Origin of the sequence: Streptomyces dioscori (genome assembly GCF_003024195.1) — a bacterium.
GTDB lineage: Bacteria > Actinomycetota > Actinomycetes > Streptomycetales > Streptomycetaceae > Streptomyces > Streptomyces dioscori.
This window is the reverse complement of record NZ_KZ679041.1, coordinates 33271-58043: the sequence shown is the minus strand read 5'-3', so window position 1 is coordinate 58043 and position 24773 is coordinate 33271. Positions and strand designations below refer to the sequence as shown.

Annotated in this window: 21 protein-coding genes and 1 pseudogene; 13 read left to right on the top strand and 9 right to left on the bottom strand. The window is 70.6% G+C overall.

From position 1 onward, the window contains the following. Positions 1-79: 79 nt before the first annotated feature. A complete protein-coding gene (locus tag C6Y14_RS11570) occupies positions 80-1189 on the top strand; it encodes a COG1470 family protein (protein ID WP_107016514.1) in 1110 nt (369 codons plus the stop codon). 1 nt (position 1190) lies between these two features. Here the strand turns inward: C6Y14_RS11570 and C6Y14_RS11565 are convergent, their stop codons facing one another. Then, positions 1191-2693: a helix-turn-helix transcriptional regulator gene (locus C6Y14_RS11565; protein WP_107016928.1), complete on the bottom strand. Its 1503-nt coding sequence runs from the start codon at positions 2691-2693 to the stop codon at positions 1191-1193. Positions 2694-2963: 270 nt separating this feature from the next. Here C6Y14_RS11565 and C6Y14_RS11560 point away from each other — a divergent pair, with 270 nt between their 5' ends. Together C6Y14_RS11560 and C6Y14_RS11555 are read left to right on the top strand one after the other, a co-directional pair. Next, a complete protein-coding gene (locus C6Y14_RS11560; protein WP_107016513.1) occupies positions 2964-3629 on the top strand; it encodes a cutinase family protein in 666 nt (221 codons plus the stop codon). A gap of 125 nt (positions 3630-3754) precedes the next feature. Then, a complete protein-coding gene (locus tag C6Y14_RS11555) occupies positions 3755-4111 on the top strand; it encodes a hypothetical protein (protein WP_107016512.1) in 357 nt (118 codons plus the stop codon). 113 nt (positions 4112-4224) lie between these two features. On the opposite strand, the gene C6Y14_RS11550 is transcribed toward C6Y14_RS11555, so the two are convergent. Then, positions 4225-5130 (bottom strand): AraC family transcriptional regulator, encoded by a 906-nt coding sequence (locus C6Y14_RS11550; RefSeq protein WP_213084349.1) that lies wholly within the window; start codon positions 5128-5130, stop codon positions 4225-4227. Positions 5131-5417: 287 nt separating this feature from the next. Here C6Y14_RS11550 and C6Y14_RS11545 point away from each other — a divergent pair, with 287 nt between their 5' ends. Then, on the top strand, positions 5418-6689 hold the full coding sequence (locus C6Y14_RS11545; protein WP_225891019.1) for a TolB family protein: 1272 nt from the start codon (positions 5418-5420) through the stop codon (positions 6687-6689). Here C6Y14_RS11545 and C6Y14_RS11540 read toward each other — a convergent pair. Further along, positions 6664-7113, bottom strand: a complete 450-nt coding sequence (locus C6Y14_RS11540; protein ID WP_107016510.1) for an ATP-binding protein — start codon at positions 7111-7113, stop codon at positions 6664-6666. The two genes, C6Y14_RS11545 and C6Y14_RS11540, sit on opposite strands and share 26 nt — an antisense overlap. 125 nt (positions 7114-7238) lie before the next feature. Between C6Y14_RS11540 and C6Y14_RS11535 the strand changes: the two genes are divergently transcribed. Continuing rightward, positions 7239-8066, top strand: a complete 828-nt coding sequence (locus C6Y14_RS11535; protein WP_107016509.1) for a helix-turn-helix domain-containing protein — start codon at positions 7239-7241, stop codon at positions 8064-8066. Then, positions 8063-8263 (top strand): DUF397 domain-containing protein, encoded by a 201-nt coding sequence (locus tag C6Y14_RS11530; RefSeq protein WP_107016508.1) that lies wholly within the window; start codon positions 8063-8065, stop codon positions 8261-8263. Before C6Y14_RS11535 ends, C6Y14_RS11530 begins: the two co-directional genes overlap by 4 nt. Here the strand turns inward: C6Y14_RS11530 and C6Y14_RS11525 are convergent. Both C6Y14_RS11525 and C6Y14_RS11520 read right to left on the bottom strand, forming a co-directional pair. Then, on the bottom strand, positions 8238-8744 hold the full coding sequence (locus C6Y14_RS11525) for a hypothetical protein (protein ID WP_107016926.1): 507 nt from the start codon (positions 8742-8744) through the stop codon (positions 8238-8240). The genes C6Y14_RS11530 and C6Y14_RS11525 overlap by 26 nt on opposite strands. Continuing rightward, positions 8741-10486: a PHP domain-containing protein gene (locus tag C6Y14_RS11520; protein WP_107016507.1), complete on the bottom strand. Its 1746-nt coding sequence runs from the start codon at positions 10484-10486 to the stop codon at positions 8741-8743. Before C6Y14_RS11520 ends, C6Y14_RS11525 begins: the two co-directional genes overlap by 4 nt. Before the next feature lie 225 nt (positions 10487-10711). On the opposite strand from C6Y14_RS11520, the gene C6Y14_RS11515 reads away from it, so the two are divergent. From C6Y14_RS11515 to C6Y14_RS11500, 4 genes are all read left to right on the top strand, one after another. After that, complete coding sequence (locus C6Y14_RS11515) at positions 10712-12052, top strand: jacalin-like lectin (RefSeq protein ID WP_107016506.1); 1341 nt, start codon at positions 10712-10714, stop codon at positions 12050-12052. Positions 12053-12523: 471 nt separating this feature from the next. Beyond that, positions 12524-13150: a TetR/AcrR family transcriptional regulator gene (locus C6Y14_RS11510; RefSeq protein ID WP_107016505.1), complete on the top strand. Its 627-nt coding sequence runs from the start codon at positions 12524-12526 to the stop codon at positions 13148-13150. A gap of 51 nt (positions 13151-13201) precedes the next feature. Beyond that, a complete protein-coding gene (locus C6Y14_RS11505; RefSeq protein WP_107016504.1) occupies positions 13202-14605 on the top strand; it encodes a prenyltransferase/squalene oxidase repeat-containing protein in 1404 nt (467 codons plus the stop codon). Positions 14606-14621: 16 nt separating this feature from the next. After that, positions 14622-15347 carry a hypothetical protein gene (locus C6Y14_RS11500; RefSeq protein WP_107016503.1) on the top strand — a complete coding sequence of 242 codons (726 nt, stop codon included), beginning with the start codon at positions 14622-14624 and terminating at the stop codon, positions 15345-15347. A gap of 35 nt (positions 15348-15382) precedes the next feature. On the opposite strand, the pseudogene C6Y14_RS11495 reads toward C6Y14_RS11500, so the two are convergent. The 4 genes and pseudogenes from C6Y14_RS11495 to C6Y14_RS11480 all read right to left on the bottom strand — a co-directional run. Next, positions 15383-15811 (bottom strand): annotated as a pseudogene (locus C6Y14_RS11495) (NUDIX hydrolase); the annotation flags it as partial. A 61-nt stretch (positions 15812-15872) separates the two neighbouring features. Further along, complete coding sequence (locus tag C6Y14_RS11490; protein WP_107016501.1) at positions 15873-16805, bottom strand: isocitrate lyase/PEP mutase family protein; 933 nt, start codon at positions 16803-16805, stop codon at positions 15873-15875. Between the two features lie 154 nt (positions 16806-16959). Continuing rightward, on the bottom strand, positions 16960-18018 hold the full coding sequence (locus C6Y14_RS11485; protein WP_107016500.1) for a rhamnogalacturonan acetylesterase: 1059 nt from the start codon (positions 18016-18018) through the stop codon (positions 16960-16962). Between the two features lie 6 nt (positions 18019-18024). Further along, positions 18025-19437 (bottom strand): RICIN domain-containing protein, encoded by a 1413-nt coding sequence (locus C6Y14_RS11480; protein ID WP_107016499.1) that lies wholly within the window; start codon positions 19435-19437, stop codon positions 18025-18027. Positions 19438-19697: 260 nt separating this feature from the next. On the opposite strand from C6Y14_RS11480, the gene C6Y14_RS11475 reads away from it, so the two are divergent. The 3 genes from C6Y14_RS11475 to C6Y14_RS11465 all read left to right on the top strand — a co-directional run bounded on the left by C6Y14_RS11475 (position 19698) and on the right by C6Y14_RS11465 (position 24772). Continuing rightward, the gene (locus C6Y14_RS11475; RefSeq protein ID WP_107016498.1) at positions 19698-20462 is read left to right on the top strand and encodes a maleylpyruvate isomerase family mycothiol-dependent enzyme; all 765 of its coding nucleotides are present in this window, start codon (positions 19698-19700) and stop codon (positions 20460-20462) included. A 165-nt stretch (positions 20463-20627) separates the two neighbouring features. Further along, complete coding sequence (gene mmuM / locus C6Y14_RS11470) at positions 20628-21575, top strand: homocysteine S-methyltransferase (protein WP_107016497.1); 948 nt, start codon at positions 20628-20630, stop codon at positions 21573-21575. 356 nt (positions 21576-21931) lie between these two features. Further along, positions 21932-24772 carry a PQQ-dependent sugar dehydrogenase gene (locus tag C6Y14_RS11465; RefSeq protein WP_107016496.1) on the top strand — a complete coding sequence of 947 codons (2841 nt, stop codon included), beginning with the start codon at positions 21932-21934 and terminating at the stop codon, positions 24770-24772. Position 24773: the final 1 nt, after the last annotated feature.

Below are 24773 nucleotides of genomic sequence, written 5' to 3'. Positions count from 1 at the left end.
CACCGCACCGCCTGGCCGCCTGCCCCGCCCCTGCCAGCCCTCGCCCTTCCAGTAACGCCCAAGCCCGGAGAGCCCCGCCATGCCCCCGTCCCCAGCACCCCACCGCACACTGTCCGCCGACCCGCGCCGGATCATCCTGCGTCACGCGGTCCTCGTACTGCTGGCGTTTCTCGCGTTCGCCGGTACGTCGACGGGGTCCGCCCGAGCGGCCGACGGTGACGTGACTTGGACGGTCCGCACGGCCGCGAACGGGTATGGGGACGACCGGTCCAGCTTCAGCTACGGCGTCAACCCCGGCAGCCAGGTCAAGGACGCCATGGTCGTCGCCAACCACGGCAAGAAGGCGCTCACGCTGGCGCTGTACGCGGCCGACGGCTACACGACCGAGAAGGGCCAACTCGACCTCCTCACACGGGAGAAGAAGTCCCTGGGGATCGGCGCCTGGGTGCGCGCCACGAAGACCGGTGTGCGGATCGCGCCGGGCAGGACGGCGGAGATCCCCTTCACGGTCGCCGTCCCGCGCGACGCCACGCCCGGTGACTACGTGGGCGGCATCCTCACCTCGCTCAAGCAGTCCGACGACACCGAGGGCATCGCGGTCGACCGCCGCCTCGGCATCCGGATCGAACTGCGGGTGAGCGGCGCGCTGAACCCCACGCTCGCCGTGGAGAACCTGCATGTGCAGTACGACGGCACGGCCAACCCCTTCGGCCAGGGCGACGCGACGGTCACGTACACGCTCCACAACACGGGCAACGCGCTGCTCTCCGGCGCCCAGAAGGTGACGCTGACGGGCCCGTTCGGCACCTTGGAGACCCGCGCCGGGAAGATCGCCGCGCCACCGGAGCTGCTCCCCGGCGAGCGCTGGAAGGTCACGGTCCCGGTCCACGACGTGACCCCCGCCCTCCGCCTCACCGCGAAGGCGACGGTGACCCCGGCCCTGACCGACGCGGCGGGCTCGACGACCTCGCTCAAGCCCGTGGAGGCCACGACGACGGGCTGGGCGGTGCCCTGGACCCTCATCCTGCTGATCGTCATCCTGCTGACCGCGGCCGCGGGCGCGTACGTCCTGCGCCGCCGCACCCGCGCCCGCCGCAAGCAGCGCGAGGACGCGCGGGTGCGCGACGCGGTGGAACAGGCGCTGCAGGACCGCACCCGTGACACTCAGGACGCCCGCGCCACGCGCTGACTCAGAAGTGTCCCGGTCGTTCCGCACCGAGAAGTCGGGTGAGGGCGCCCCGGGATCGGACTCCGAGCTGGCTGAAGACGTTCCGCAGGTGGTACTCGACCGTGCGCGTGCTGATCGAGAGCTTCTGAGCCACTTCGCGGTTGGTCGCGCCCTCCGCCACGGAGCGGGCTATGCGCAGCTGCTGGGGGGTGAGCAGGCCGAGGGAGCCGGTTTCGGGTGCGGTGGTGAGCGTGTCCCCCGCCGCGCGCAGTTCCGCGCGGGCGTGCTCGGCCCACACGTCCGCCCCGCACTGCTCGAATCCCACTACCGCGGCGCGCAGTTGGGGCCGCGCTTCCACGGGACGGCGCCTGCGGCGCAGCCACATCCCGTAGGCGAGCTGGGTCCGGCCGTGCTCGTAGGGACCGTTGGCCTTCTCGTGTTCCGCCAGTGCCTCGGTGAACAGTTCCTCGGTCCGCCCGTCGCTCGACACGAGTGCACGGCACCGCGCCAGCAACGCCGGTGCCTGCGGATCGGCCCCCATGGCCGCCCACACGGCGTACTGGTCGATCAGGCCCGCCGCGTCGACGTCGTGGCCCGCGAGCACGGCGGACTCGACATAGCAGGGGACCACCATCACCCAGAGGCCGAAGTGCCCCTGCCGTGGGCCGTCCTGGACGAGGGGTGCCAGGCGGGCGGCGGCATGTTCGGCGTCGCCGTGCCCGAGGTCGGCGCGGGCCTGCGCCCATTCGGCGAGTGTGCTCGTCTGGCTGAGTCCGTGCGCGTGAGCGGTGCGCAGCGCCGCCTGGGCGTGCGTGGCGACGGTGGCCGGCCCGCCCGCGATCGAGGCGGCCAGCGCGAGCACGGCCGACAGACCGGCCACCACGTTGCGTTGGCCGCCTTCGCCGGCCGCTTCCAGACCGGCCTCGGCGTGCACACGGGCCTGGTGGTAGCTGCCTTCCCGCAGTTCGGCGTAGGCGAGGTGCTCAAGGACGCGGGGTACGAGTGCCGTCGATCCCGCGGCGCGGGCGGTGGCCAGCGCGATGCCGAGCACCTGGCGTGCCGTCGCGAGGTCGCCCAGCATGAGGGCGATCGTGCCGGCCGACATCAGGCCGGTTGCCTCGGACCGGGATGTCAGGACGTCGAGCACGGGACGGAGCAGCGCGTTCGCACGGCGGAAGTCCCCGTTCACCACGCAGCTCATGCCGTCGCGGTAGTCGCGCCAGAGGGCGTCGGCCGGGTCACGGCCGGCCGCTTCGTGCGGTGCGGCGGTTCGGGGAGCTTCGGGGTGCGCGGCGCTCCGGGGACCGGCGGGGTCGCACAGTGCGTCGAGGGCTCTGCGGTATCCGTCGCGGTCGCCGCCCGCCCAGGCCGCGAGCGTGGCGTGTACGCAAGCCGTACGTGACCGGGCCGGGTCGGTCGTGCGCGAGGCGGTGGCGGCGAGGAGGAGCAGGTTGTAGGCGTCGGTGACCGGACCGTCGTGCAGCAGCTGGAGGCCTTGCGTCAACTCGACGCTTGCACCGCTCATGTGCATCACCGTTCCCTGTGGCCCCACTGTTCCCTGTGGCCCCACTGTGCCGAGCGTAACGAGCGACGGAGGTGCTCGGGCGCGATTCCCCCTATTGCCGACCGGCCGTCAGCAGGGTCCCACCGGTGGGCGACCGGTGGGCGACCGGTGATTCCACCGATGCGTACGGGGCGCGGGGCTTTCTACGTTGCTGGTGCGCTCGACGAACGGATCAGTGGAGACGGACCCGTGGAGAGCGCTCGTACCACTGCTCAGGAAAGAGGTACCGCCATGTCTCATCGCGCATCACGTCGCAAGCTGACGATCGTGTCCGTCGGCGTCGCCGGCGCTCTCGGCGCCGCAGGACTCACGCTGCTGCCCTCGATGGCCTCCGCCGCCCCGTGCTCCGACGTCGAGGTGGTGTTCGCCCGCGGCAGCGGCGAGGCCCCCGGGCTCGGCATCGTGGGAGCGCCGCTGGTGAGGAACATCAAGAGCGGACTGCCGGGCACGTCGGTCACCTCGCACGCCGTCGACTACGCGGCGAACTTCTCGCAGACCAGCGCGGGGCCCGGCGCCTCCGACATGACGGACCACGTCAGGTCCACCGCGGCGAACTGCCCCGACACCGCGTTCGTCCTCGGCGGCTACTCGCAGGGTGCCAGCGTCACCGACATCGCCCTCGGCATCCGTACGACGCTGGGCACCGGCCGGACCATCCCCACCGATCTCGCGCCCCGGGTGAAGGCCGTGGTGGTCTTCGGCAACCCGCTTCAGCTGTCGGGCAGGACGATCAACACGGCGAGCGGGCTCTACGGCGCGAAGGCGAAGGAGTTCTGCAACACCGGCGACCCGGTGTGCGGCAACGGGCGCAGCACGGCGGCGCATCTCAGGTACCACGTCAACGGCAGTGTGCAGACGGGGGCGCGTTTCGCCGTCGACAGGATCGAAGCGGGCTGAGCCGCGTCCGGCGTCACCGCGGCGGTCCGCTCCTGACATCTGTCAGGTACGCGCTGCACGGGTCCCTCATACGGTGAGTGACGAACCCAACCACTTACGTCTGACCACTTACGAGGGGACTCTTCATGCGCAGGATCGCCAGGGCCGCGGCGGCCGTGTCACTCGCACTCGGTGTGCTGACCACCGTCGGTTCGACCACCGCCAGCGCCGCCACGGAGCACGGGTGTCAGGACGGGTACGTCTGCATCTACCCGGGCGCCGGATGGAACAACGATCAGCCGTCGCACGTCTACTACGACTACGGGTCCCACAACCTGAGCGGCATGTTCGGCACGTACCGCATCTTCAACAACCAGACCGGTGGGGCGACCATGAGCACCTGTACCGGTTACAACGGCACGGGCTGCGAGGGGAACCTGCCGAGCGGCTGGTTCATCGACAAGAACATGACGCCGATCAACTCGATCACGCTCCAGCCGTAGGTCTGGTGGCGTAGGACGCGTGGCGTAGGACGCGTACCGCGTCACGCGGGAACCACGGGTCGGGCCTCCACGGGGGAAGGCCCGGCCCGCTCCGCGTTCCCGCCGTGCAGCCCTCACCTGTCCAGGCGCAGTTCGCGGGCCGTCCGGCCGTAGTGGGACCTGAGGCCGCGGGCCAGGTGGCGCGGGTCGTGGATACCCCAGCGGGCGGCCACCGCGGCCGTCGTACGGCTGTCGTGGGCCGGATCGAGGAGGTCGCGCCGCACACGGGAGAGGCGCTCGGCGCGCAGCCAGGCCGCGAACGGGGTCCCGGAGCGGGTGAACAGCCGGTGGAGCTGGCGGCCCGAGATCCCGTGGGCCGCCGCGACCGACTCGACGCACAGGGACGGGTCGGAGATGTTCGCGAGGGCGTAGACGCGGATGCGGTCGACCAGTTCGGTGGCCGTGTCCGCGCGGCCGGGCGCCGTCTCGGTGAAGGCGGCGATCAGGAGCGACACCAGGGCGTCACCCACATGGGCCTGTGCGGGACCGGCCAGTTCATCGAGGTGGGTGCCAAGTCCCCGCAGAAACCCGGAGAACACGGCCTGCGCACCGCTGCCGGCGGGCAGCCGGCAGGCCGCGCGGGCAGCCACCAACCCTGCGTGCGGGCCCAGTTCGGTGCGCGAGATGCCGACGGCCAGCACGTCACACCCGTCGGGGACGGCCATGCGGTACGGCCGTGTCATGTCGAGGACCACGAAGTCGCCCCGGTGAGCATGGGACCGGGTGTCGCCCTGGCCCACCGCGGCGGGCTCCGAGGACCCGTGCAGGGTGATCTTCAGCAGTTCGGGATCCGTGGACGAGATGGCCCGGGTCGACCGCCGGACCAGATGCGCCGAGCCCCGGATCCGCGCCACCGCGGCCCGCCCGACCGCCGCCGCGTCGATGTCGGCCCGGAACGCGCTCGCGTGCCCCACGGCATCCGGAGCCGCGACAGCCGTCACGGCCAGCGGAGCGAGCACCGTGGACGCGGCGGTCTGCAACTCACCGACACTTGCCTGGTGTACGTGTAAAGCGCCACCGTTCATGGGGCCGCTCCCTGCTAGCCGGGCATGTACCGGTATATCGACCGGTCGCACCCGGAAGTCACTTGGTACACGGGGCGCGAAGAGGCGACGCCCCCGGCAGGAAGTGGAGACTTCTCACGCCCCCTCCCCCTTACCTTCTTCTCGGGGGAGCGACGTCGGCTGGAACCCTCACCACAGTTCCAGCCGACTGCTCGCCATCGGAGCGGACGTGGCTTGTCAGTGGGCACAACTACGCTGCCGCCGTGACGGATCTTGAGAACGTGGCACAGGTACGTGGTGGCGACGGGCGCTGTGTGGAGCGGCTGGTGTGCCACCCACGGCTTCCCCTGATCGCTGGTCTGGACTCGGGACGTCCGGCGGTCCACATCTGGGACGGCGGGGCCGGGGAACTGCGCGAACTCGGTTCTGTCGGCGCCGGGTCGGAGGCCTACGACGATGCCTTCGGCTGGAACCGGCACAAGCGGACACCCGCCATGGCATGGCATCCGGTCCAGCCGCTGCTCATGGTGGCGAATGAGGACGGCGTGGTGCGGTGGACCCCCGCCGGGCTCTTCGATCTGGAAGGTCCGCCACCGACCGCCGACTGTCGCAGTCTGGCATTCAGCCCGGACGGCCGGACGCTGTGGGCCTCACCGTCGTCGGGCGGGGACGACGACGCGTGGGAGCGTTCCGACGCCATCGACCTCGCTTCGGGAACCGTCACCACCGGCCCTCGGTGGGACACCGGGGTCGCTGAGCATCCCGGCGGCGGCCTGGTGGTGACGCTCTCCAGCGACCAGGGCGCGACGCACGGCCTCTTCGCTCGGGTCGACCAGGAGACCACGCCCGCGGCGATGCGCGTGCTGCGCCGGGCGCTGATCCTGGACGCCGACGGCTATGAGACACCGGTCTTCAGCTCGGACGGACGCCATTTCGCGGTGCGGGGCAACGCGTACGGCAACTCGCTGGCGGTCTTCGAGTTCCCGTCGCTGCGCCGTGTGCTGTCGACGACCCTCGGCGAACCCAGCCCCGGCTACCCGTACCCGCCGGAGTGGCTCGCCCAGCAGCGCGCCTGGTCGCCGCACAACACCGCGTTCGGAAGCCGGCCAGGCGTGCTCTGGGTCGGTACGCCGGCCGGGACGCTCGTCGAGATCGACCTCGAAGCACAACATGCCGTCGAGCACGATGTGCTGAGCGGGTCGCGAGTGTCCGCGCTGAGCACGACGTCCGCAGGGGAACTGGTCGTCGCCGGCAGCGGAGGCGAACTCGCCCTCCTGACCGTTCGCTCCGGCACGCTCAAGTCCCCTGACAAGCGCGGCGATACGGCGACCTCCGCGGTGACCGCGGTGACCGCGTTCCTGGAGGCCACTTCCGAGGTTCCCGACGACGGCGACCCGGAGCCGCACCTCGTCGTCACCGACGGAGCCCGCGACTGGGAACCGGACGATCTGGCGACCGTGGCCACCGCGTCCGAAACGGATCCGACGTGGCTGCGCCTCCGAGCAGCGATCAACTCCGTGGACCCGGCACCTTGATCTCCGCCCACACGCTTTTGTACGCCCCTCCCGTGCAGAGGGCCGTCCCCCACCGCTCGGCCAGCGCGTCGACCAGGAGGAGTCCGCGTCCGCCCTCGTCCTCCTCACCGGGACCGGGTGACTCCCGCAGTACGGGGAGTCGTTCGGTCAGGCCGTCGGCCACTTCCACCCGTACGGTGTCCTCGCCGGCCCGCATCAGCAGCCGTACGCGGAAATCGCGGCCCTTGACCCGGCCGTGCGTCACCGCGTTGGCCGCCAGCTCCGCGACTACCAGGGTGACGGATTCGCTCGCCTCACTGTCGTAGGCGAACCCCCATACGTCCATCCGGTTCGCGACCAGTCTCCGCGCGAGCCGGGCCCCTCGCGGGGTGCAGCTGAAGAGCTGGGTGAACGTACGTACGGTGACGGGGACTTGGACCCCCATGTGTCCTTGCATGGGTCAAAGGTCCCGGGCGGCGGGGCCGTCGACCAGCACCGACACTCGTACGGTGCACCCCGTACGAGTTCACTCTGTGGACAGTCGGAGTGACTTTCCGTGACCATGAGCTCATGACCAACAGCACGGCGAACGAGCCCGAACCGTCGGACAGTTTGAAGACGTTCGGTCTGGTCCACAAGGCTTTCCGCAAGCGGGCGGGGCTCACACAGGAGGAGTTCGCACCGCTGGTGCGGTACCAGCCGGGGACGGTGGCGTCGATCGAGCAGGGGAGACGGCTGCCGCCGAGGGTGTACGTCGAGCGCGCGGAGGAGGTGTTGGATGCGTTCGGAGTGCTCCGGGCGGCGGCGAAGTATGCGACCAGGCAGCCGGGCCTGGCTTCTTGGTTCCGCAGATGGGCAGACCTGGAGGAGCAGGCCATCAGCCTCTACACGTTCGAGAATCGGCTGGTGCCGGGGCTTCTTCAGACGGAGGAGTACTCACGCACCCTGTTCAACGAGCGGCTGCCGGTACTGACCGATGCGCAGATCGAGGCTCAGCTCATCGCTCGGGCGGAACGCCAGCGCCTGCTCACCGAGCTGCCCAACACCGTGTTCAGCTTCATCATCGAAGAGCACATCATCCAGCGGGGTACTGGAGGGCCGGAAGCTACTCGCGCACTGATCGACCACGTCCTGGCTGTCACGGAACTGCGCAATGTGGAACTCCAGTTGATGCCCGCGTCCCGGCGCATCCACGCTGGCTTGAACGGCCCGCTCCAGTTGCTGGAGACCAGCGACAACGAATGGTTCGGCTACTGCGAAGGCCAGGAAAGCGGTCAGTTCGTGGCCAGTCCGAAAACGATCAGTGTTCTGCACATGCGCTATGCGAAACTGCGATCACAGGCTCTCACCCCAGACGAATCCCGGAGCCTGTTGGAGCGGATGCGAGGAGCGCTATGAGCACCACCGGGCTGACCTGGTTCAAGAGCAGCTACAGCGGAGACAGCTCAGGCGACTGCGTCGAGGTCGCCGTCTGCCCCTCCGCCACCATCCACGTTCGTGACTCCAAGAACTCCCGCGGGCCGCAGCTCGCCCTCTCCCCCAGCGCCTGGGCGGGATTCATCCTCGACCTCAGTGGTCCGCGCAGCACGGCGTAGGGTTCGGGACCTCGAACGGGACCAGTACCCCGCCCACGGCCGGCTGCAGGGTCAGGACCAGCTCGCCGTCCTGCCACTGCGGGCGTACGTGGTCCCGCGTCACCACCTGCTGTGAAGGCGGCGGCTGGCCGGGGGCGCCCAACACCACCACCCTGCCGATCGCGGAGCGAGCCAACAGCTCCGCGATTGTCAGCGTGCCGGTCAGCTGCGTCGAGCCCGGGTAGACGACGGCCCGGCCCACCTCGTCGGGCGCGCCGGTCGTCACCTCGTAACCCTTGGCCGACAGGAGTCGCGCGGTGTCCTCCGTCGGCGTCGTGAACGACAGGACCACCCTCGGGCGTTCACCGCGTACCAGGTGCGTGCAGCCGAACAAGCCCTCTGGGGGGCCGAGTTCGGCTGCCAGCTCCAGCAGTAGGTGGTCGGCCGCGCGCAGCTCGCGTACGTCGGCGTCGATCGTGCTGGTGTGAGACGGACGGTTCACGCGGGGAGGACCCACACCGGGTTCGAGTAGAACCACAGGTCCTTCCACGGGTCCGCGTCGCCGACTACGTCGATCGCGGGGCCCGCGGGGTCGACGGCCGCACCGCGCGCGCCGACGGCGGACCGGTTGCCGTCCGAGCCGCGCAGGCGCAGGTACAGCGGGCGGTCGACGCGGCCGAGGGAGTACGTGATCCGGACCGCGCCGGTCGTCTTGTTGACCTCGTACGACTTGACGACCTTGGTGGTCGGCGCGACGAGCGTGTCCTTGTCGGCGGCGGGACCGGTCACGTCACCCTGGATGACGTCGACGCGGGCCAACTTCGGGATGAATCCCGCCCAGTTCGCGTCCTGGGCGAGCGCGATGTCGACCGTCAGCGTGACGTTCGTACCCTTCTTGACGTGCAGCGCGCCGCCGAGCGTCGTCCAGCGGCTGCCGCCGGAGACCCGGACGTCGAGGCCGCTGATGAGCTGACCGTGGTCGACCCAGACCCGTCCGGCGCGGATGCCGTCCATCACTGCGGCGTACGAGAAGTCCTCGGCGCCGACGTGGGTCCTGCTGTACTGGCCGGGCCAGTAGTCGCCCTGCGTCACGTCGATCTGGCCGTTGTACACCGGGTCGCCGTAGCGGCCGTCCGTGTTGAAGTCGCCGCCACCGCGTGCCGCCGTGTGCGCGTACACCTGGTGGGAGTCGGAGTTGGCGCTGATCCACCAGGCCTTGCCCTCGGCGAGCAGGCTGTCCCACAGGCCTCCGACCGTGGCGGTCATCCAGTCGAAGCCGCCCCAGGTGCGGTAGCTCTCCGCCGGGTAGCCGGGGAAGGAGTTGGCACTCGGGTTGTTGTCGTAGATGCCGCGCGCGCGGCCCATGCCGAGCGGGGCGGGGAGGCCGGCGGCCTGGTGGCCAGGGGCGCCCTCGAAGCCGACGGCTATCTGGTGGCGCGCGGAGGTCGCGTCGCGCCAGGCGCGGATCTCGTGCGGGGAGTCGACACCGCGGCGCGCCGGGTGGTTGGCGAGCATCAGCGCGTCCTTGACCTTGCGGCGCTGGACCTGCTCACCGAGGAACGCGAGACCGGCGACGGCGAGCGCCTCGTTGGCGGGCGTCGAGTCGGACGCGTTCTTCACGCTACCGTCGTAGTCGGTCTCGAACTGCTTGAGGACGGACACCTCGTTCTTGCCGGGGTGCACGAAGACCGTGCCGTGCTCGGCGCCGGGGATGTTCCATTCGAGGCCCTGGAAGACGAGGGTGTCCTCGTAGGCGGCACGGGCGGCCTTGATGTCCGGGTTGACCTTGTCGACGCCGATCTTGGCGTGCGCGACGCTGCCGTGGTCGGTGATGACCAGCCAGTCCATGCCGTGTCTGGCGCCCTGCCGGACCTGGTCGGCGACGCGGTACTTGCCGTCGCTGCTGTACTGCGTGTGAATGTGGTGGTCGCCGGCCAGCCAGAGGAAGCCGTTGCCCTTACGGCCACCGGACGACGAAGGCCGGGCGCCGGTCGCGGTCTGTGCGGCGGCCGTTCCGCCGGCCGCCGCGCCGAACGCTCCCACCGTGGCCAGACCCGCGCCGAGCAGGCCCGCGCGGCGGAGCATGGAACGGCGCGACTGCTGCTCGGGGGTCAGGGCCTCGTCGGGTACGGAGGTGTCGAAGGCGGCGGGGAGCGGCGCACTGCCGTGGTCGTGGCTGTGCCCATGGTCGTGGTCGTGACCGTGGTGGTGATGCCCGTGCCCGTGACTGTGTCCGTGCCCCATGTCGGCCTCCTGTGTCCGGCGCCGCCGCCGGTGCGGTCGCGCGCTATGGAGACTCGATGCGAAACATGAACGCTGGTCGACGTGGGGGTGAGCTGCGGGCGACTCCGGCACGGCAGCTCGCCTCTGCTGACACTGTTCCCCCAACTGCCCCTGTAGAGCAGACTAGTTGACTTCTCCGTTCCGCTGTATCCCCGTTTTCTCTGTTGCCTGGAGGCATCCCCCACCATGAGAAGACTCATCGGCACGTTGATGGCAGGCGCGCTGGCCGTCGCCGGGCTCACCACGGCCGCCTCGGCCGCCGCCTCACCCGCACAAGCGGCTGCCGCGGCCCCCTCCTCCGGCACCTTCAACGTCCTTACGTACAACGTCGCGGGCCTGCCCGAAGGGCTCAGCTCCGGCAATCCGGAGGTGAACACCCCGCTGCTGGCGCCGCGGCTGGGCGCGTACGACATCGTGAACGTCCAGGAGGACTTCAACTACCACGCGGCGCTGTACGCGGGTGACAACCACCCGTACCGCACGGCGACCAGCGGTGGCGTGCCCTTCGGTGACGGCCTGAACACCCTCTCGGACTACGCCTTCGAGGACTTCGAACGGGTGCGGTGGGGGGCCTGCACGGGCACCAACTGCCTGACACCGAAAGGGTTCTCGCTGGCACGGGTGCGGCTCGCGGAAGGCGTCTTCGTCGACGTCTACAACGTACACACGAACGCGGACGACACGGACGACGCCCTCGCCGCGCGGCGCGCCAACATCGAGCAGCTCTCGGACTTCGTCCAAGCCAACTCCGCGGGTAACGCGGTCGTCGTCATGGGCGACACCAACACCCGTTACACCCGCTCGGGCGACAACATCCGTACGCTCGCGAGCGAGAACGGGCTGACCGACGCGTGGGTCCAGCTCGTGCGGGGCGGGAGCGCGCCCGCGCAGGGCAGTGACGCGATCGTCTGCCCGACCGTGGCGCCGACCAACTCCTGCGAGGTGGTCGACAAGGTGCTCTACCGGGGCAGCGGCCTCGTGAACCTCTCCGCGAGCCGTTACAACAACGAGTGGGCGAAGTTCCTGGACTCGGCCGGGGGGAACCTCTCCGACCACTTCCCGCACACGGTCGACTTCTCGTGGACGCTTGCCTCAAAACTCCGGGCGAGCGACTTCTTCGGGGGGCCGCATGGCACGGCGTTCAACGACGCGGACGACCTCGCGGGCGCGACCTCGCCCCGGACGCTCACCCTCCGCGGCGGCTCCCGCCTGGACTCCGTGTCGCTCACCCTCGACGGCGGTACGTCGCTGACGCACGGGGGGTCTGGCGGTACGGCCGCGTCCCTCACCCTGGCCGGCGGCGAGCATCTGACCTCGGTGAAGCTCACGCAGGGGCAGAAGGACGGTCGGACGCGGATCTTCTCGGCGGCGTTCACGACGGACAAGTCCCGGACGTTGTCGGCCGGATCGGCCACGTCGGACTCGGTGACGTTCACGGCTCCGGCCGGGTGGCAGATCGTGGGCTTCACGGGTCGGGCGGGCACGGAGATCGACAAACTGGGAGTCCTGTACGCCCCGATCGGCTGACGCCCCGGCGGGGCTGAGCTCAAGGATTGCGCAGTTCCCCGCGCCCCTGGGTGCGTGGGGGCGAGCCTTACCGATTGCGCAGTTCCCCGCGCCCCCAAAGACCAAAAGACTGCGCCGTTCCCCGCGCCCCTAAAAACCAAAGGACTGCGCCGTTCCCCGCGCCCCTGGGTGGGACGGGCCGCAGCCCCTCCCCGAGGGGCTCGGGGGCGCGGGGAACTGCGCACAGGGGGCGAGAGGGCGCAGCCCTCCGCCCGTCAGGGGCGCGGGGAACTGCGCACAGGGGGCGAGGGGGCGCAGCCCTCCGCCCGTCAGGGGCGCGGGGAACTGCGCAGCGGGGGTTCGGGGGCGGAGCCCCCATGTGGTGACGGGGTGGGTAGGGGCGGCGGGGGCGGAGACGGGGTGGGGCCAGGGAGAGTCGCGTGCTCGCTATTGTTGAGGGGCCGTCCCCCACCCCAGGAAGGAGCCCCAAGAATGGCCCGTGCCGGCCTCACCACCGACCGGGTCGTCACCGCGGCAGCAGACCTCGCAGACGAGGCAGGCTACGACCACGTCACCCTCTCCGCCCTGGCGAGAAGGTTCGGCGTCAAGGACGCAAGCCTGTACTCCCACGTCAAGAACCTGCACGACCTCCGCACCCGCATGGCCCTCCTCGCAGGCGGCGAGATGATCGACCGTATCGCCGACGCCGTGGCAGGACGAGCCGGCAGGGACGCCCTGGCCGCTTTCGCCGGCGCCTACCGCCAGTACGCCCTGCAGCACCCCGGCCGATACGCCGCCACCCAGATCCGTATCGATCAGGGCCTCGCGGCCACCTCCCCCGCCTTCGTCCGCACCGCCGAGGTCACGCACGGAATGCTGCGTGCGTACGGCCTCGAAGAGCCCGACCTCACCGACGCGGTGCGCCTGTTGCGCAGCACGTTCCACGGCTACTGCGCCCTGGAGGCGACCGGAGCCTTCGGCGCCTCCAGGGACGTACGGACGTCATGGGACCGGGTGGTGGAGGCCCTGCACGTCACGCTGGAGCACTGGCCCCGCGAACAGGCGGCTTCTCCCCCGGCGCCCGGCGGAGCGACCCCACACGTCCCGCCCACCACTTAGACTTGAAGCTTCGCAGGTGCCACGTGCCGCCTCGGGGGGAGGAAGCGGACCTTGTCCCAACCGCAGCTCCGGCGCGGCCCGTTGAGACCGGATCCCGAGCCGCACATACCGCACGGGCCGCGGCCCGCCCGGCTCGTCCGCCGGCTGGGCGGGGTCGGCGCCGCCGCCGCGGGCTACGCGGTGTTCCAGTCCCTGGTGGGTGTCCTGCCGGACAACATCGGTGGCCAGACGGCCCGTTACAGCATCGCCGTCGTCAGCGGGCTCGGCACTGCTCTCGCGGCCTGGCTGTCGGCGGCACTGCTCCGGGCCAGGAGTGAGGGCAACTCACCCGCCGCAACAGGCCAGTTGGCGGCGTCGGGGTCGTCACCCTCCGGCCCCGGACCGCTGCCCGACCTCTTCTCCGCAGCGTACGGCACGCTCGCCGAGCAGATCTGCGTGGTCGACGACCCCGTACGCGGACGTCTCACCGGCTGGCCGCACTCCCTCGGCGAGAGCGGCCCCGGCCGGCCCACCTCCATGGGGACCGCGTACGGCCTGCACATCATGCTCGACCTGGGGATGCCGGAGGGGCGGGTCGGCGCGGGCGACCTGATCGACACGTTGTGGCGGCTGCGCCTGCCGGACGGCGGCTGGTCGGCGCGTACGCAGGGCTCCCGGGCCCGCCCGGAGGTGACCGCCCTGGTGCTGGGCGCGCTGGCGCGGGCCGGCGCCTCCCAGGAGCGGCTCGCCGAGGAGGTGGCGCACTGCGAGGCGCGGTTCACCCACGAACTCGACAGCACAGGGCGGGAGTTGACGCACGTCCTGACGACCGTGCTGCGCGGCCTGTTGCGTGCGGCGCCCGACTCCGCGGTGCTGCCCCTGCTGCGCGACGCCCTCGTCGAGGGTGCGGTCACCGATCCGCGCCGCCGGCACCACCGCTGCTGGGGTTACCGGCTCGCGCCCCTGCACGGGGCGCCGTCCGCGCTGCACACGGCGCAGGCGGTGGTCGCCCTGGACCGCGCGGCCCGTGTCCTCGGCGGTGAGAGCGTCAACGCGTGCGCCGCCCGCGAGGACGGTGTGCGCTGGCTGCTGGCCTGCCCGGACGCCGCGCACGACGCCTGCCTGGACCTGGCCAACCTCCGCGAGGACGTACGCAGGCCGCGCATCGACGACCCGACCCGCCACGAGGTACTGAACGTACGGCACTTCACGGCCTCCTGGATCGTCCGCGCGCTCCTCACCCCGGGCGCGCGCGACGTGGCACGCGCGGACGGCATGGAGGAGGAGTGGCGCGAGCGGCTGAACGGCGCGGCGAGCGCCGTGTACGCCGGGCAGAGCGACGGCATATGGACGTGGGTGCGCGACGACACCAACGAGCTGCGCCGCCCCATGTGGATGACCTATCAAGGCCTATCGGCACTGCGGGCGCATGCCGTATGGATGTATCAACCGTTGATCCACCAAGCGAATGGCTGAGCCGGGAGGAACGTGCATGGGTGGCCGACAGGTCCTGGCGGCACGGCAACTGCTGACGGAGACGCTGGACGGCGAACTGCCGGAGCACGAGCGGCTGCCGGCGGCCCGCTCGGTGGTTGCCGAACTCGGCTCTCCCGAGCGCCTGTTGGAGCTGATCGCCGAACTCGCCTCCGGTGAGGGCGATCCGCACGGCTGCGCCCGGCTCTCGTACCGCCATGTCCTCGGTTTCGACAAGCTCCTGCTCATCGACGACGGTCCGCGCCACATGCTGCGCGCCCATCTGTGGCATCCGGGGCGCGGCGCGATCGGCAAGGAGGACATCCACAACCACCGTTCCCCGCTCGCGTCTTCCGTCGTACGGGGGCGACTGGCGATGGAGCTGTACGCGCCCCGCGGTGACGGCGGGGTGGAGGCGGACCGCTATCTGGAGTCCCTGGCGGACGGTTCGGCGGACTGGCTGCTGGAGCCCACGGGCCCGGCCCGGCTGCAGCTGACCCAGGTCGCGGAGTACGCGGCGGGCAGCACGTACGCCCTGCCCGCGCACACCCTGCACCGGGCGTGGTGCGACACGTCGGAACCGACGGTGACGCTCTTCCTGGAGACGGGGAACGGACGGCGGCGGCACACCGACGTGTTCACGGCGGCGGGGCCCCACCCGGGGACCGTACCGAAGGTGCCGCTGGATGTGGACGACTACCTGAGCGAGCTCGACGCCCTGGCGGAGCTGCTGCGAAGTTCGTGAGGTTCCGCGGGGTCCGGAGCCGTGAGGTGCAGGAAGTTCGTGAGGGCCTGACGCACGATGTCGACGTTGTAGTCGTCGATGTCGACGGTGTGCAGTTCGTCCGGGCGCAGCCAGCGGTGTTCCTGGTCCGGCTCGGGGAGGGTGATGTGCCGGGAGAGCGGCCTGACCAGGAAGTTGTCCTGACAGTTCTTGATCTCCTGCCCGCGGTACACGCTCGTGAAGGACGATTCGCCGACCTTCCGGACGACCTCACCGAGCAGCCCGGTCTCCTCCTTGAGCTCCCGCAGCACACCGTCCTCGGGGCTTTCGCCGGGCTCCAGCTTTCCGCAGGGGACGCCCCACACCCGGGGCAGGAACCGCTCGGTCTCACTGCGGCGCACCAGCAGGACGAGGCCCTTGCGCATCACGACGGCCGCGGCCAGTCGCTTCCCGCCCGTGTTGCCCGTACTACCGGGGATGTCCATGATTCCTGGGTCCCTCGCCGGTCGGAGTCCACAGAGTTGCATACCCACGAAAGCATCAACGCTACCAGGAAGCACCCTCGGACGGGGCGGCTCCGGGCCGATCGGGTACGGGTCCCGGCCGATCGGGGACGGGTCCCGGCCGACCGGCGCCGTGCGGCAGCAGCACCAGCGCCTGCACCTCGTCGTACGTCGGCGCGGGCCCCTCGACGGGCAGCCCCGCCCTGATCAGCGCGGCTGTCTCCACGGCCGCTCCCAGGGCCCGCCGGTAGAGGAGAGACCCGAGGCTGACACGGCGAACCCCCAGCTCGGCGAGGGCCGGAAGGGGCGGCCCCTTGGGCGAGTAGAGGATGTTGAGGGGTACGTCGAGGGCTTTGACCAGCCAGGCGATCCGGGCGGGGTCGCTGAGACCGGGCACGAACACACCGTCGGCGCCCGCCAGTTGATAAGCGTCGAGGCGCCGGACCGTCTCGCGTCCGAGTCCGAGTCCGAGTCCGAACCCGGAACCGCTTCCGTCGCCGTCGCCCCCGCCATCGCCCCCGCCGTCGCCCAGCCAGTGAGTGTCCGTGCGGGCGTTGACGAACAGCCCCGGCACGGCGGCCTTCACCGCGGTGATCTTCTCCGCGTGGAGCTCGGCAGGGACCAGGGTTCCGTCGGCGCGGCCGTCCTCCAGATTGATGCCGACCGCCCCGACGGCGGCGAGCTCGCGGGCGATCTCGGCGACCTCGGCCGGGTCGTCGCTGAACCCGCCCTCGGCGTCGACCGAGAGCAGGAAGGGTCCCTGGCCCAGCGCCAGGGCCAGTGCCAGGGACGCGTCCCGGGTCGCCGCCGAACCGTCGCGCAGGCCCGCGGCGGCGGCGACGCCGAGACTGGTCGTACCGATCGCCGCGAAGCCCTGCGCGGCCAGGGCCGCCGCCGAGGCGTGGTCCCAGGCGTTGGGGAGGAGCAGCGGGGTGCCGGCGTCGGGGTGATGAAGTGCGGCGAAGGTGGAGGCCATGACGCAACGCTAGGCCGGAAAAGCTTCGGCCCCGGCCGAACCGTCCCGACCGCCGCGCACGGCCTCGGAGGCCGGGCGTGTACATCCGTGGGGCGACCCACGGATGTACACCTGAGACGCCCCGGTTCCGGTCGGAACGCCCCAGGCGTCAAGCTCACCTCACAAGACGCTCGGGCACCAGGCCTTGGGCAAGGAGTTCGTCGCGGACGAGTCCGGCGTACGCCGTCGCGCCCCGTGCCGAGGTGTGGGTGTTGTCGCGCTTCTCGTCGTACAGGTACAGCGCCTTGGAGCCCTCGACGCCCAGCGACTCCACCAGGGCCTTTGTCCTGGTCGTGAGGTCGATGAGGGGGACGTCGTGGGCCGCGGCGACCGAGCGGGTGACGGCCGGGTGGTCCACTCCGAGGCCGTTCACCAGCAGGGCTGTGCCGTTGTTCAGTGTGCCGTCGCTGTTGAACCAGCGACGGACGACGGGAGTGACCAGAACCGGACGGCCACCCTTTTCCCGTACGCCCGCGACGAGCGTTTCGAGATTCGCGCGGTACGTCGGCTCGTCCGTCTGCTTGTCGTTGTGGGCGAGCTGGATGAGAACCAGGTCGCCCTTGCGGATGAGCGGCCGGACGGTCGCGAAGAGCCGTGGATCGGCCAGGTAGGTGACCGTGCTCTCCCCGGAATCGGCGTAGTTGGCGACGGAGATGCCCTTGCGGAGGTACTGCGGAAGCTGCTGGCCCCAGCCGGAGTAGGGGTCGCCGGGCTGGTCGCAGACCGTGGAGTCGCCGACGAGGAAGATCTGCCGGGTGTGCCGGCCGGCCGCCGGGGTGACGCGGATGCCGGCGAGCGCGGGCGCCGAGCCGCCGACGGCCAGGTCGAGGCCTGCGGTGCCGTCGGGTCCGGTGGGCTCGCCCTCGGGGGTACGGACGTTCACGGTGAAGCTGCGGGTCACGGGCTCGCCCGCCTCGGTGGGCGTCTCGGCGAGCAGGCTGCGCCGGGTCTCACCGCTGATGCCCGTACTGGCCGCGGCCTCGCCGCCGAGTCGCACCCGTACGTCGTACGTGCCGGGCGGCACATCGAAGTGGCAGACGCCGGCGGTGCAGTTCTCCAGCCCCGGCCCCGGCCCTGTTCCCGGCTGCTGCGTCCGCGCATGCGCCGGGGTGACGGACAGGGCCGCGGCGAAGGTCAGCGCGGCCAGCAGGGTGATCGGCAAGCGTCTCGCCATGGTCCCTCAACTCCCTCGGGTCCACTGCTGGTTGGTCGCGCCGTTGCAGGTGTACGTGATGAGTGCGGCGGAGTCGGCGGTGGATCCGCCGTTCACGTCCAGGCACTCGCCGGTGGCGCGGGACTTGATGGTCACGTAGGAGCCGGTGGTGGTGAGCGACCACTGCTGGGCGGTCGACGAACTGCCGCAGTTCTCCTGCGTGACGGTGCTCGCGTTCTCCTGCACGCACAGGGAGCTGCCCCGCACGGCCAGCTGGTAGTAACCGCTGCCGACCGACTTGAACCAGAACTTCTGGTTGGTACCGCCGTTGCAGGTGTACTGCTTGATCTGGGCACCCGCCCACAGCGACTGACTGGTCACGTCGGCGCACTTGGCGGAGTGGCGGGCGATCAGCGAGTTGTACGTGGCACTCGCCCCGGTGACCGTCCCGGTGGCCGTGTCGACGGTGACCTCCGGCGACCAGGCCATGGACATCGTGGTCGAACTGGGGAAGGTCAACGGCAGCCAGACGTAACGGGAGTCGTTGACCGTACCGCCGAAGGAGTTGCCCCAGCGGTCACCCATGTAGAGGTAGGAGGTGCCCGAACTCCCCTGCACGGGCAGGACGAAGGCGGTCTGCGAGTTGTACGTCGTCGAGTCGCCGACGTTCGCCATCGCGGTCCAGGGGCCCGCGATCGAGGTCGCCGTGGCGTACTGCTGCTGGTTCGCACTCCAGCCCGTCGCCCCCGAAGTCAGCATGAAGTAGACGCCGTTGCGCTTGAAGAGGGCCGGTGCCTCACGGTGGCCTCCGTGCCAGGGGTCGGCGACGAGAGCGGCGATACCGGTGTAGTCGGCGGTCAGCCGGTAGATCTGCAGGTCGTAGTTCTCGCGGGCGGCCGAGACCATGTATCCCGCGCCGTCCGTGTCGACGAACACCGTGATGTCACGGGACATGTGCGTGCCGAGCGGCCGGAAACTGCCCTGCCAGGTGTAGTTGCCGTCCACCGTGTCCGACACGGCTACCGCGGCGCGGGCCTCGCCGTAGTCGACGCCGTTCTCCTTGTGCATCCACATCACGAACTTGCCGGTGGAGGCGTTGTACATGACCTTGGGCCGCTCGATGTTCGCGGTCGCCAGCTCCGGGTCGCTCGCCTCGGTCAGGACGTGGTTGCGGAACTCCCAGTTCTTCAGGTCGGTGGAGCGGTAGGCGTCCACGTAGCGGAAGGTGTTGTCGGAGTTCCGGTTCTCCCCGAACCAGTAGTAGTACGAGCCGACCTTGACGACTCCGCCGCCGTGGGCGTGCACCGGGCTGCCGTTGGTGTCGGTGAACTGCGTGCCGTTCGCGACGGTCTGCGCGGCGGCCTGGGCCGGGCCCGCGGTGGCGAGGGCACCGGCGAGGGCCAGACAGAGGGCGAGGAGTACGGCGTACAGGCGTCTCATCTCAAGCACGCTCCTTCAGGAGGATGGCGGTCTCGGGGTGGGGGGACACAAAAGCGAACAGAAATGTTCGGCATTTCGCACAACATCTGCCATCCCGAACGCCGAAAAGGTAAGGGCGTGTTACGGGGAGGTCAACGGGTCGGGAGCGATCCGGAAGAACCTCAGCCGGAATCGGCCTCGGCCCGGTAACGGCCGGGCGCGGCCACACGCGGAACCGCGCGGCCAACGCCACTGTCAGTGGCGGGTGATAGGAAACGGGGATGACCCAGACACTCTCGTTCGAAGACCTGTTGGCCTTGATCGAGGACCGCTCCGCCGCCCTGCGCGACAGCGTCGCCGGTTCTCCCGATCTGGATGTCCGCGTGCCCAGCTGCCCCGACTGGTCGCTGCGCGAACTCGTCGAGCACGTGATCGAGGTGCACCGGTTCTGGGCGGCGGCGGTCGCGGCCGGGCCCAGCGAGAAGCCTCCGGCCGTGGCGCCGGACGCCACCGGGTCGGATGACGCGCTGCCGACCGACCTGTTGGCGCGTTCGGCCGCGGCCACCGAGGAGCTGATCGTGGCCCTGCGAGCCGCGGGTTCCGCGGTGGGCTGCTGGACGTGGTGGGGCGACTCCGACGTGGTCGAGAACAGCGGTTCCGTGGCGCGCCATCAGGTCCAGGAGGCCGCTGTGCATGCCTTCGACGCCCAGCTGGCCACGGGAACTCCCCTGCCCGTCCCGGCGGTCGTGGCGCTCGACGGCATAGCCGAGTTCATCGGCGTGAGCCACGGCACCGCCGGTCCCTGGCCGCACGCGCCTGCCCGGATCGGCCTGCACGCTTCCGAGGGCGAGTCGTGGCTCCTCGACCTGACGGAGTCGGGGTCACGCCTCGTCACCGACGACGGACGGGACGCGGACGCCGCACTCCACGGCTCCGCGAGCGAACTACTGCTCACCCTGCACGGCCGCCTCCCCCTGGACCCCGCACGAGCCGAGGGCGACCGCCCGACCCTGCAGAACTTCCTGACCTGGCCTGACCTGAGTTGACGCCGGACGCACACGGATCGCGCATCCCACCCCACGCGGAACCGCCGCCGTCCCGGCTGCCGGTGACGCCGTCCGTCGGGTGGTGGGCAAACGCCTTGCCTCCGACCCGTCGCAACGGCACCGCGAAGACCCTGCGTACAGCTGCGTTTCGGTTAGCGTCGGCGTATGACCAGCAACAGCTCTCCCGGTGCAGCGGCCCGTTCCCTGGCCGACGTCCTCACCTCCGGCGCCGGCACCGTCGTTCTCGACGGTGGGCTGTCCAATCAGCTGCGGGCCGCCGGGCACGATCTGAGTGACGAGCTGTGGTCGGCCCGGCTGCTCGTCGAGCAGCCCGAGGCGATCGTTGAGGCGCATCTCGCCTACTTCGAGGCCGGTGCGAATGTTGCGATCACTTCCAGTTACCAGGCGACCTTCGAGGGCTTCGCGCGGCGCGGTATCTCCCGGGAGCGTGCGGCCCGGCTCCTGGGGCTGAGCGTCGGGCTCGCGCGGGAGGCCGCCCGGCAGGCCGGGACGAAGGGTGTGCGCGGGCCGCTGTGGGTGGCGGCGTCCGTGGGGCCGTACGGGGCGATGCTCGCGGACGGGTCCGAGTACCGGGGGCGGTACGGGCTGAACGTGGATGAGCTGGAGCGTTTCCACCGGTCCCGGGTGGAGGTGCTGGCCGGGGCCCGCCCCGATGTCCTGGCCCTGGAGACCGTGCCCGACGTCGACGAGGCGCGGGCCCTGGTGCGGGCGGTGCGTGGGCTCGGTGTGCCCGCGTGGCTGTCGTACAGCGTCGCCGGGGGGCGGACGCGGGCCGGGCAGTCGCTGGAGGAGGCGTTCGCGGTGGCCGCCGACGCCGACGAGGTGATCGGGGTCGGCGTCAACTGCTGCGCCCCCGAGGAGGTGGACGCGGCGGTGGCGACGGCCGTGCGGATCACCGGGAAACCGGTCGTCGTCTATCCGAACAGCGGGGAGACGTGGGACGCGGGGGTGCGGGCCTGGAGCGGGCGCTCCACGTTCGCGCCGGAGCGGGTTGTGGGCTGGGAGCGTGCGGGGGCGCGACTGGTCGGCGGGTGTTGTCGGGTGGGCCCGGAAGCGATTTCGCGGATCGCGGCCGTGGTGGGCCCTGCATAGGCAGGGGCCCACCTAGGTAGGGCTCCGCCCGGGGGCGGGTGGACCTGTCGTCGCGGGTCTGCGGGCCCGTGGGGGCCGGTCGCGCAGTTCCCCGCGCCCCTATCGGGGCCCGGCCGGACGTCTGCACCGCCCCGCGGTCCTTTCGGGTCGGGGCACTTTGTCCTCGGTGGGGAAAAAGTGTTGGGAAGTTGTGCTCGATGGGTTACGGGCGTCGACAAAGGTCGCTAACTTCCTTGAAATGAACCGGTCATAGCGCTCGCTGCGACCGGTCACGACGGCGCGACGGCGCGCGCCTGTGCACCGCTTGGCAGTCCGCTCAGGGCTGTCGTCATCCCACCCCACCATGGGAGACCTCTGTGCGCACGAAACCGCTCGGACACAGACGTGTCCGTCACCTGCTGACCGCCGCGGCCGTAGCCGTCGGCTGTCTGCTGCCCATCTCCCCCGCCGCCGCGGACCCGGCCGGCGGGTCGAAAGCCGCCGCCGTCGAGTTCCAGCAGGTCACGCTCGCCAAGGGCGTGGCCGAGACGGGCGAGCCGATGACCCTGGCGGTGCTGCCGGACCGCTCGGTCCTGCACACCTCCCGGGACGGCACGCTCCGTCTGACGAACGCGGCCGGAACCACCTCCGTCGCGGGCAAGTTGAATGTCTACAGCCATGACGAGGAGGGGCTCCAGGGCGTTGCCGTGGACCCCGGGTTCACCTCCAACCGGCTGGTCTATCTCTACTACGCGCCCACGCTCAGCACGCCCGCCGGTGACGCCCCCTCCGACGGCAGTGCCGCCGACTTCGCCCCCTTCGACGGGGTCAACCGGCTGTCGCGGTTCGTCCTGAAGACCGACGGCACCCTCGATCTCGCCAGCGAGAAGAAGATCCTCGACGTGCCCGCCTCGCGCGGTCTGTGCTGCCACGTGGGCGGCGACATCGACTTCGACGCGGCGGGAAACCTGTATCTGTCCACCGGCGACGACACCAACCCGTTCGCCTCGGACAGCTACACCCCCATCGACGAACGCCCCACCCGCAACCCCGCGTTCGACGCCCAGCGCTCCGCGGGGAACACCAACGACCTGCGCGGCAAGGTCCTGCGGATCAAGGTCAACGCGGACGGGTCGTATTCCATACCCAGCGGCAACCTCTTCCCCTCCGGGACCGCGAAGACCCGGCCCGAGATCTACGCGATGGGCTTCCGCAACCCCTTCCGGATGAGCGTCGACAAGGCCACCGGCATCGTCTACCTCGGCGACTACGGCCCCGACGCGGGCACCGCCAGTCCCACCCGCGGCCCCGGCGGGCAGGTGGAGTTCAACCGGATCACCAAGGCGGGCAACTTCGGCTGGCCGTACTGCACCGGCAAGAACGACGCCTACATCGACTACAACTTCGCCACCGGTGCCTCCGGCTCCGCCTTCAACTGTGCGGCGCCCACGAACAGTTCGCCGAACAACACCGGTCTCACCAGCCTGCCCGCGGCCCAGCCCGCCTGGATCCCGTACGACGGCGGTTCCGTCCCGGAGTTCGGCAACGGCTCGGAGTCCCCGATGGGCGGCCCGGTCTACCGCTACGACGCGAACTCCACCTCCGAGGTGAAGTTCCCGCAGGAGTACGACGGGGACTTCTTCGCCGGTGAGTTCGGCCGCCGCTGGATCAAGCGCATCGAGGCGAGCGGCGACGGCACCGTGCAGTCCATCAACTCCGTCCCCTGGACCGGCACCCAGGTGATGGACATGGCCTTCGGCCCCGACGGCGCCCTGTACGTCCTCGACTACGGCACCGGCTACTTCAACGGCGACGCGAACTCCGCGCTGTACCGCATCGAGCACGTCACGGGCGGCCTCGCCCCGACCGCGCAGGCGAAGGCGAACGTCACCTCGGGCAAGTCACCGCTGGCCGTCGCGTTCTCCTCGGCCGGCAGCACCGACCCGGACGGCGACGCCCTGAGCTACGCCTGGAACTTCGGCGACGGCTCCACCTCGACCGCCGCCAACCCCTCCCACACCTACACGACCAACGGGCAGTTCACCGCCACGCTGACGGTCACGGACAGCACCGGCAAGTCCGGCAGCGCCTCCGTGCAGATCACGGTGGGCAACACCGCGCCCACGGTGAAACTCGATCTGCCCCTGGACGGCAGTATTCACGACTTCGGTGACGCCATCCCGTTCAAGGTGACGGTGACCGATCCCGAGGACGGCACGATCGACTGCGCCAAGGTGAAGGTCACCTTCATCGTCGGACACGACAGCCACGGGCATCCGCAGACCTCGGCCACCGGCTGCACCGGCACGCTGCAGACCCTGGCGGACGGCGAGCACGATCCCAACGCCAACATCTTCGGCGTGCTCGACGCCGAGTACACCGACAAGGGCGCCGGTGGCCAGCCCGCGCTGACCGCGCACGACCAGCACGTCATCCAGCCCAGCCACCGCCAGGGCGAGCACTACGGCGACTCCTCGGGCGTCGACGTCGTCTCCCACACCCCCGCGCACGGCGGCAAGACCGTCGGCAACATCGAGAACAACGACTGGATCTCCTTCAAGCCGTACGCCCTCGGCAACGCGACGCGGTTCACCGCCCGGGTCTCCTCGGCGGGCGCGGGCGGCACCATCGAGGTCCGCGCCGGTTCCACGACCGGCACGCTGCTCGGCACGGCGACCGTGCCGGTGACCGGCGGCTGGGAGACCTTCCAGGACGTGACGGCCGCGCTGAGCAACCAGCCGACCGGCTCCACCTCCCTGTACCTCGTCTTCAAGGGTGGCAGCGGCGCGCTCTTCGACGTGGACGAGTTCTCCTTCACCACCTCGGGCGGCGCAGCCCGCACGGGTGAGGTGAAGGGCGTGAACGGCAAGTGCCTGGACATCGACAACGCCCAGACCGCCGACGGTACGAAGGTGCAGATCTGGACCTGCAACGGGTCCGCCGCCCAGAAATGGACCGTCGGAACCGACGGCACGCTGAAGGCGCTCGGCAAGTGCCTGGACATCAGCGGCGGAGGCAACGCCGACGGTACGAAGATCCAGCTCTGGACGTGCAACGGCTCCGGCGCCCAGACCTGGGCCGCCCAGTCCGACGGCACCGTCCGCAACCCCCAGTCCGGCAAGTGCCTCGACGCGTCCGGCGGCACCTGGAACGACGGAACCGCCGTCCACCTGTGGACCTGCCACACCAACGCCAACCAAAAGTGGACCCTGCCGTAGG

Coding starts and splice junctions, on each gene's coding strand:
- C6Y14_RS11570 (WP_107016514.1), top strand. CDS start 80: ATGCCCCCGTCCCCAGCACCCCACCGCACACTGTCCGCCGACCCGCGC.
- C6Y14_RS11565 (WP_107016928.1), bottom strand. CDS start 2,693: ATGAGCGGTGCAAGCGTCGAGTTGACGCAAGGCCTCCAGCTGCTGCAC.
- C6Y14_RS11560 (WP_107016513.1), top strand. CDS start 2,964: ATGTCTCATCGCGCATCACGTCGCAAGCTGACGATCGTGTCCGTCGGC.
- C6Y14_RS11555 (WP_107016512.1), top strand. CDS start 3,755: ATGCGCAGGATCGCCAGGGCCGCGGCGGCCGTGTCACTCGCACTCGGT.
- C6Y14_RS11540 (WP_107016510.1), bottom strand. CDS start 7,113: ATGGGGGTCCAAGTCCCCGTCACCGTACGTACGTTCACCCAGCTCTTC.
- C6Y14_RS11535 (WP_107016509.1), top strand. CDS start 7,239: ATGACCAACAGCACGGCGAACGAGCCCGAACCGTCGGACAGTTTGAAG.
- C6Y14_RS11530 (WP_107016508.1), top strand. CDS start 8,063: ATGAGCACCACCGGGCTGACCTGGTTCAAGAGCAGCTACAGCGGAGAC.
- C6Y14_RS11520 (WP_107016507.1), bottom strand. CDS start 10,486: ATGGGGCACGGACACAGTCACGGGCACGGGCATCACCACCACGGTCAC.
- C6Y14_RS11515 (WP_107016506.1), top strand. CDS start 10,712: ATGAGAAGACTCATCGGCACGTTGATGGCAGGCGCGCTGGCCGTCGCC.
- C6Y14_RS11510 (WP_107016505.1), top strand. CDS start 12,524: ATGGCCCGTGCCGGCCTCACCACCGACCGGGTCGTCACCGCGGCAGCA.
- C6Y14_RS11500 (WP_107016503.1), top strand. CDS start 14,622: ATGGGTGGCCGACAGGTCCTGGCGGCACGGCAACTGCTGACGGAGACG.
- C6Y14_RS11490 (WP_107016501.1), bottom strand. CDS start 16,805: ATGGCCTCCACCTTCGCCGCACTTCATCACCCCGACGCCGGCACCCCG.
- C6Y14_RS11485 (WP_107016500.1), bottom strand. CDS start 18,018: ATGGCGAGACGCTTGCCGATCACCCTGCTGGCCGCGCTGACCTTCGCC.
- C6Y14_RS11480 (WP_107016499.1), bottom strand. CDS start 19,437: ATGAGACGCCTGTACGCCGTACTCCTCGCCCTCTGTCTGGCCCTCGCC.
- C6Y14_RS11475 (WP_107016498.1), top strand. CDS start 19,698: ATGACCCAGACACTCTCGTTCGAAGACCTGTTGGCCTTGATCGAGGAC.
- mmuM (WP_107016497.1), top strand. CDS start 20,628: ATGACCAGCAACAGCTCTCCCGGTGCAGCGGCCCGTTCCCTGGCCGAC.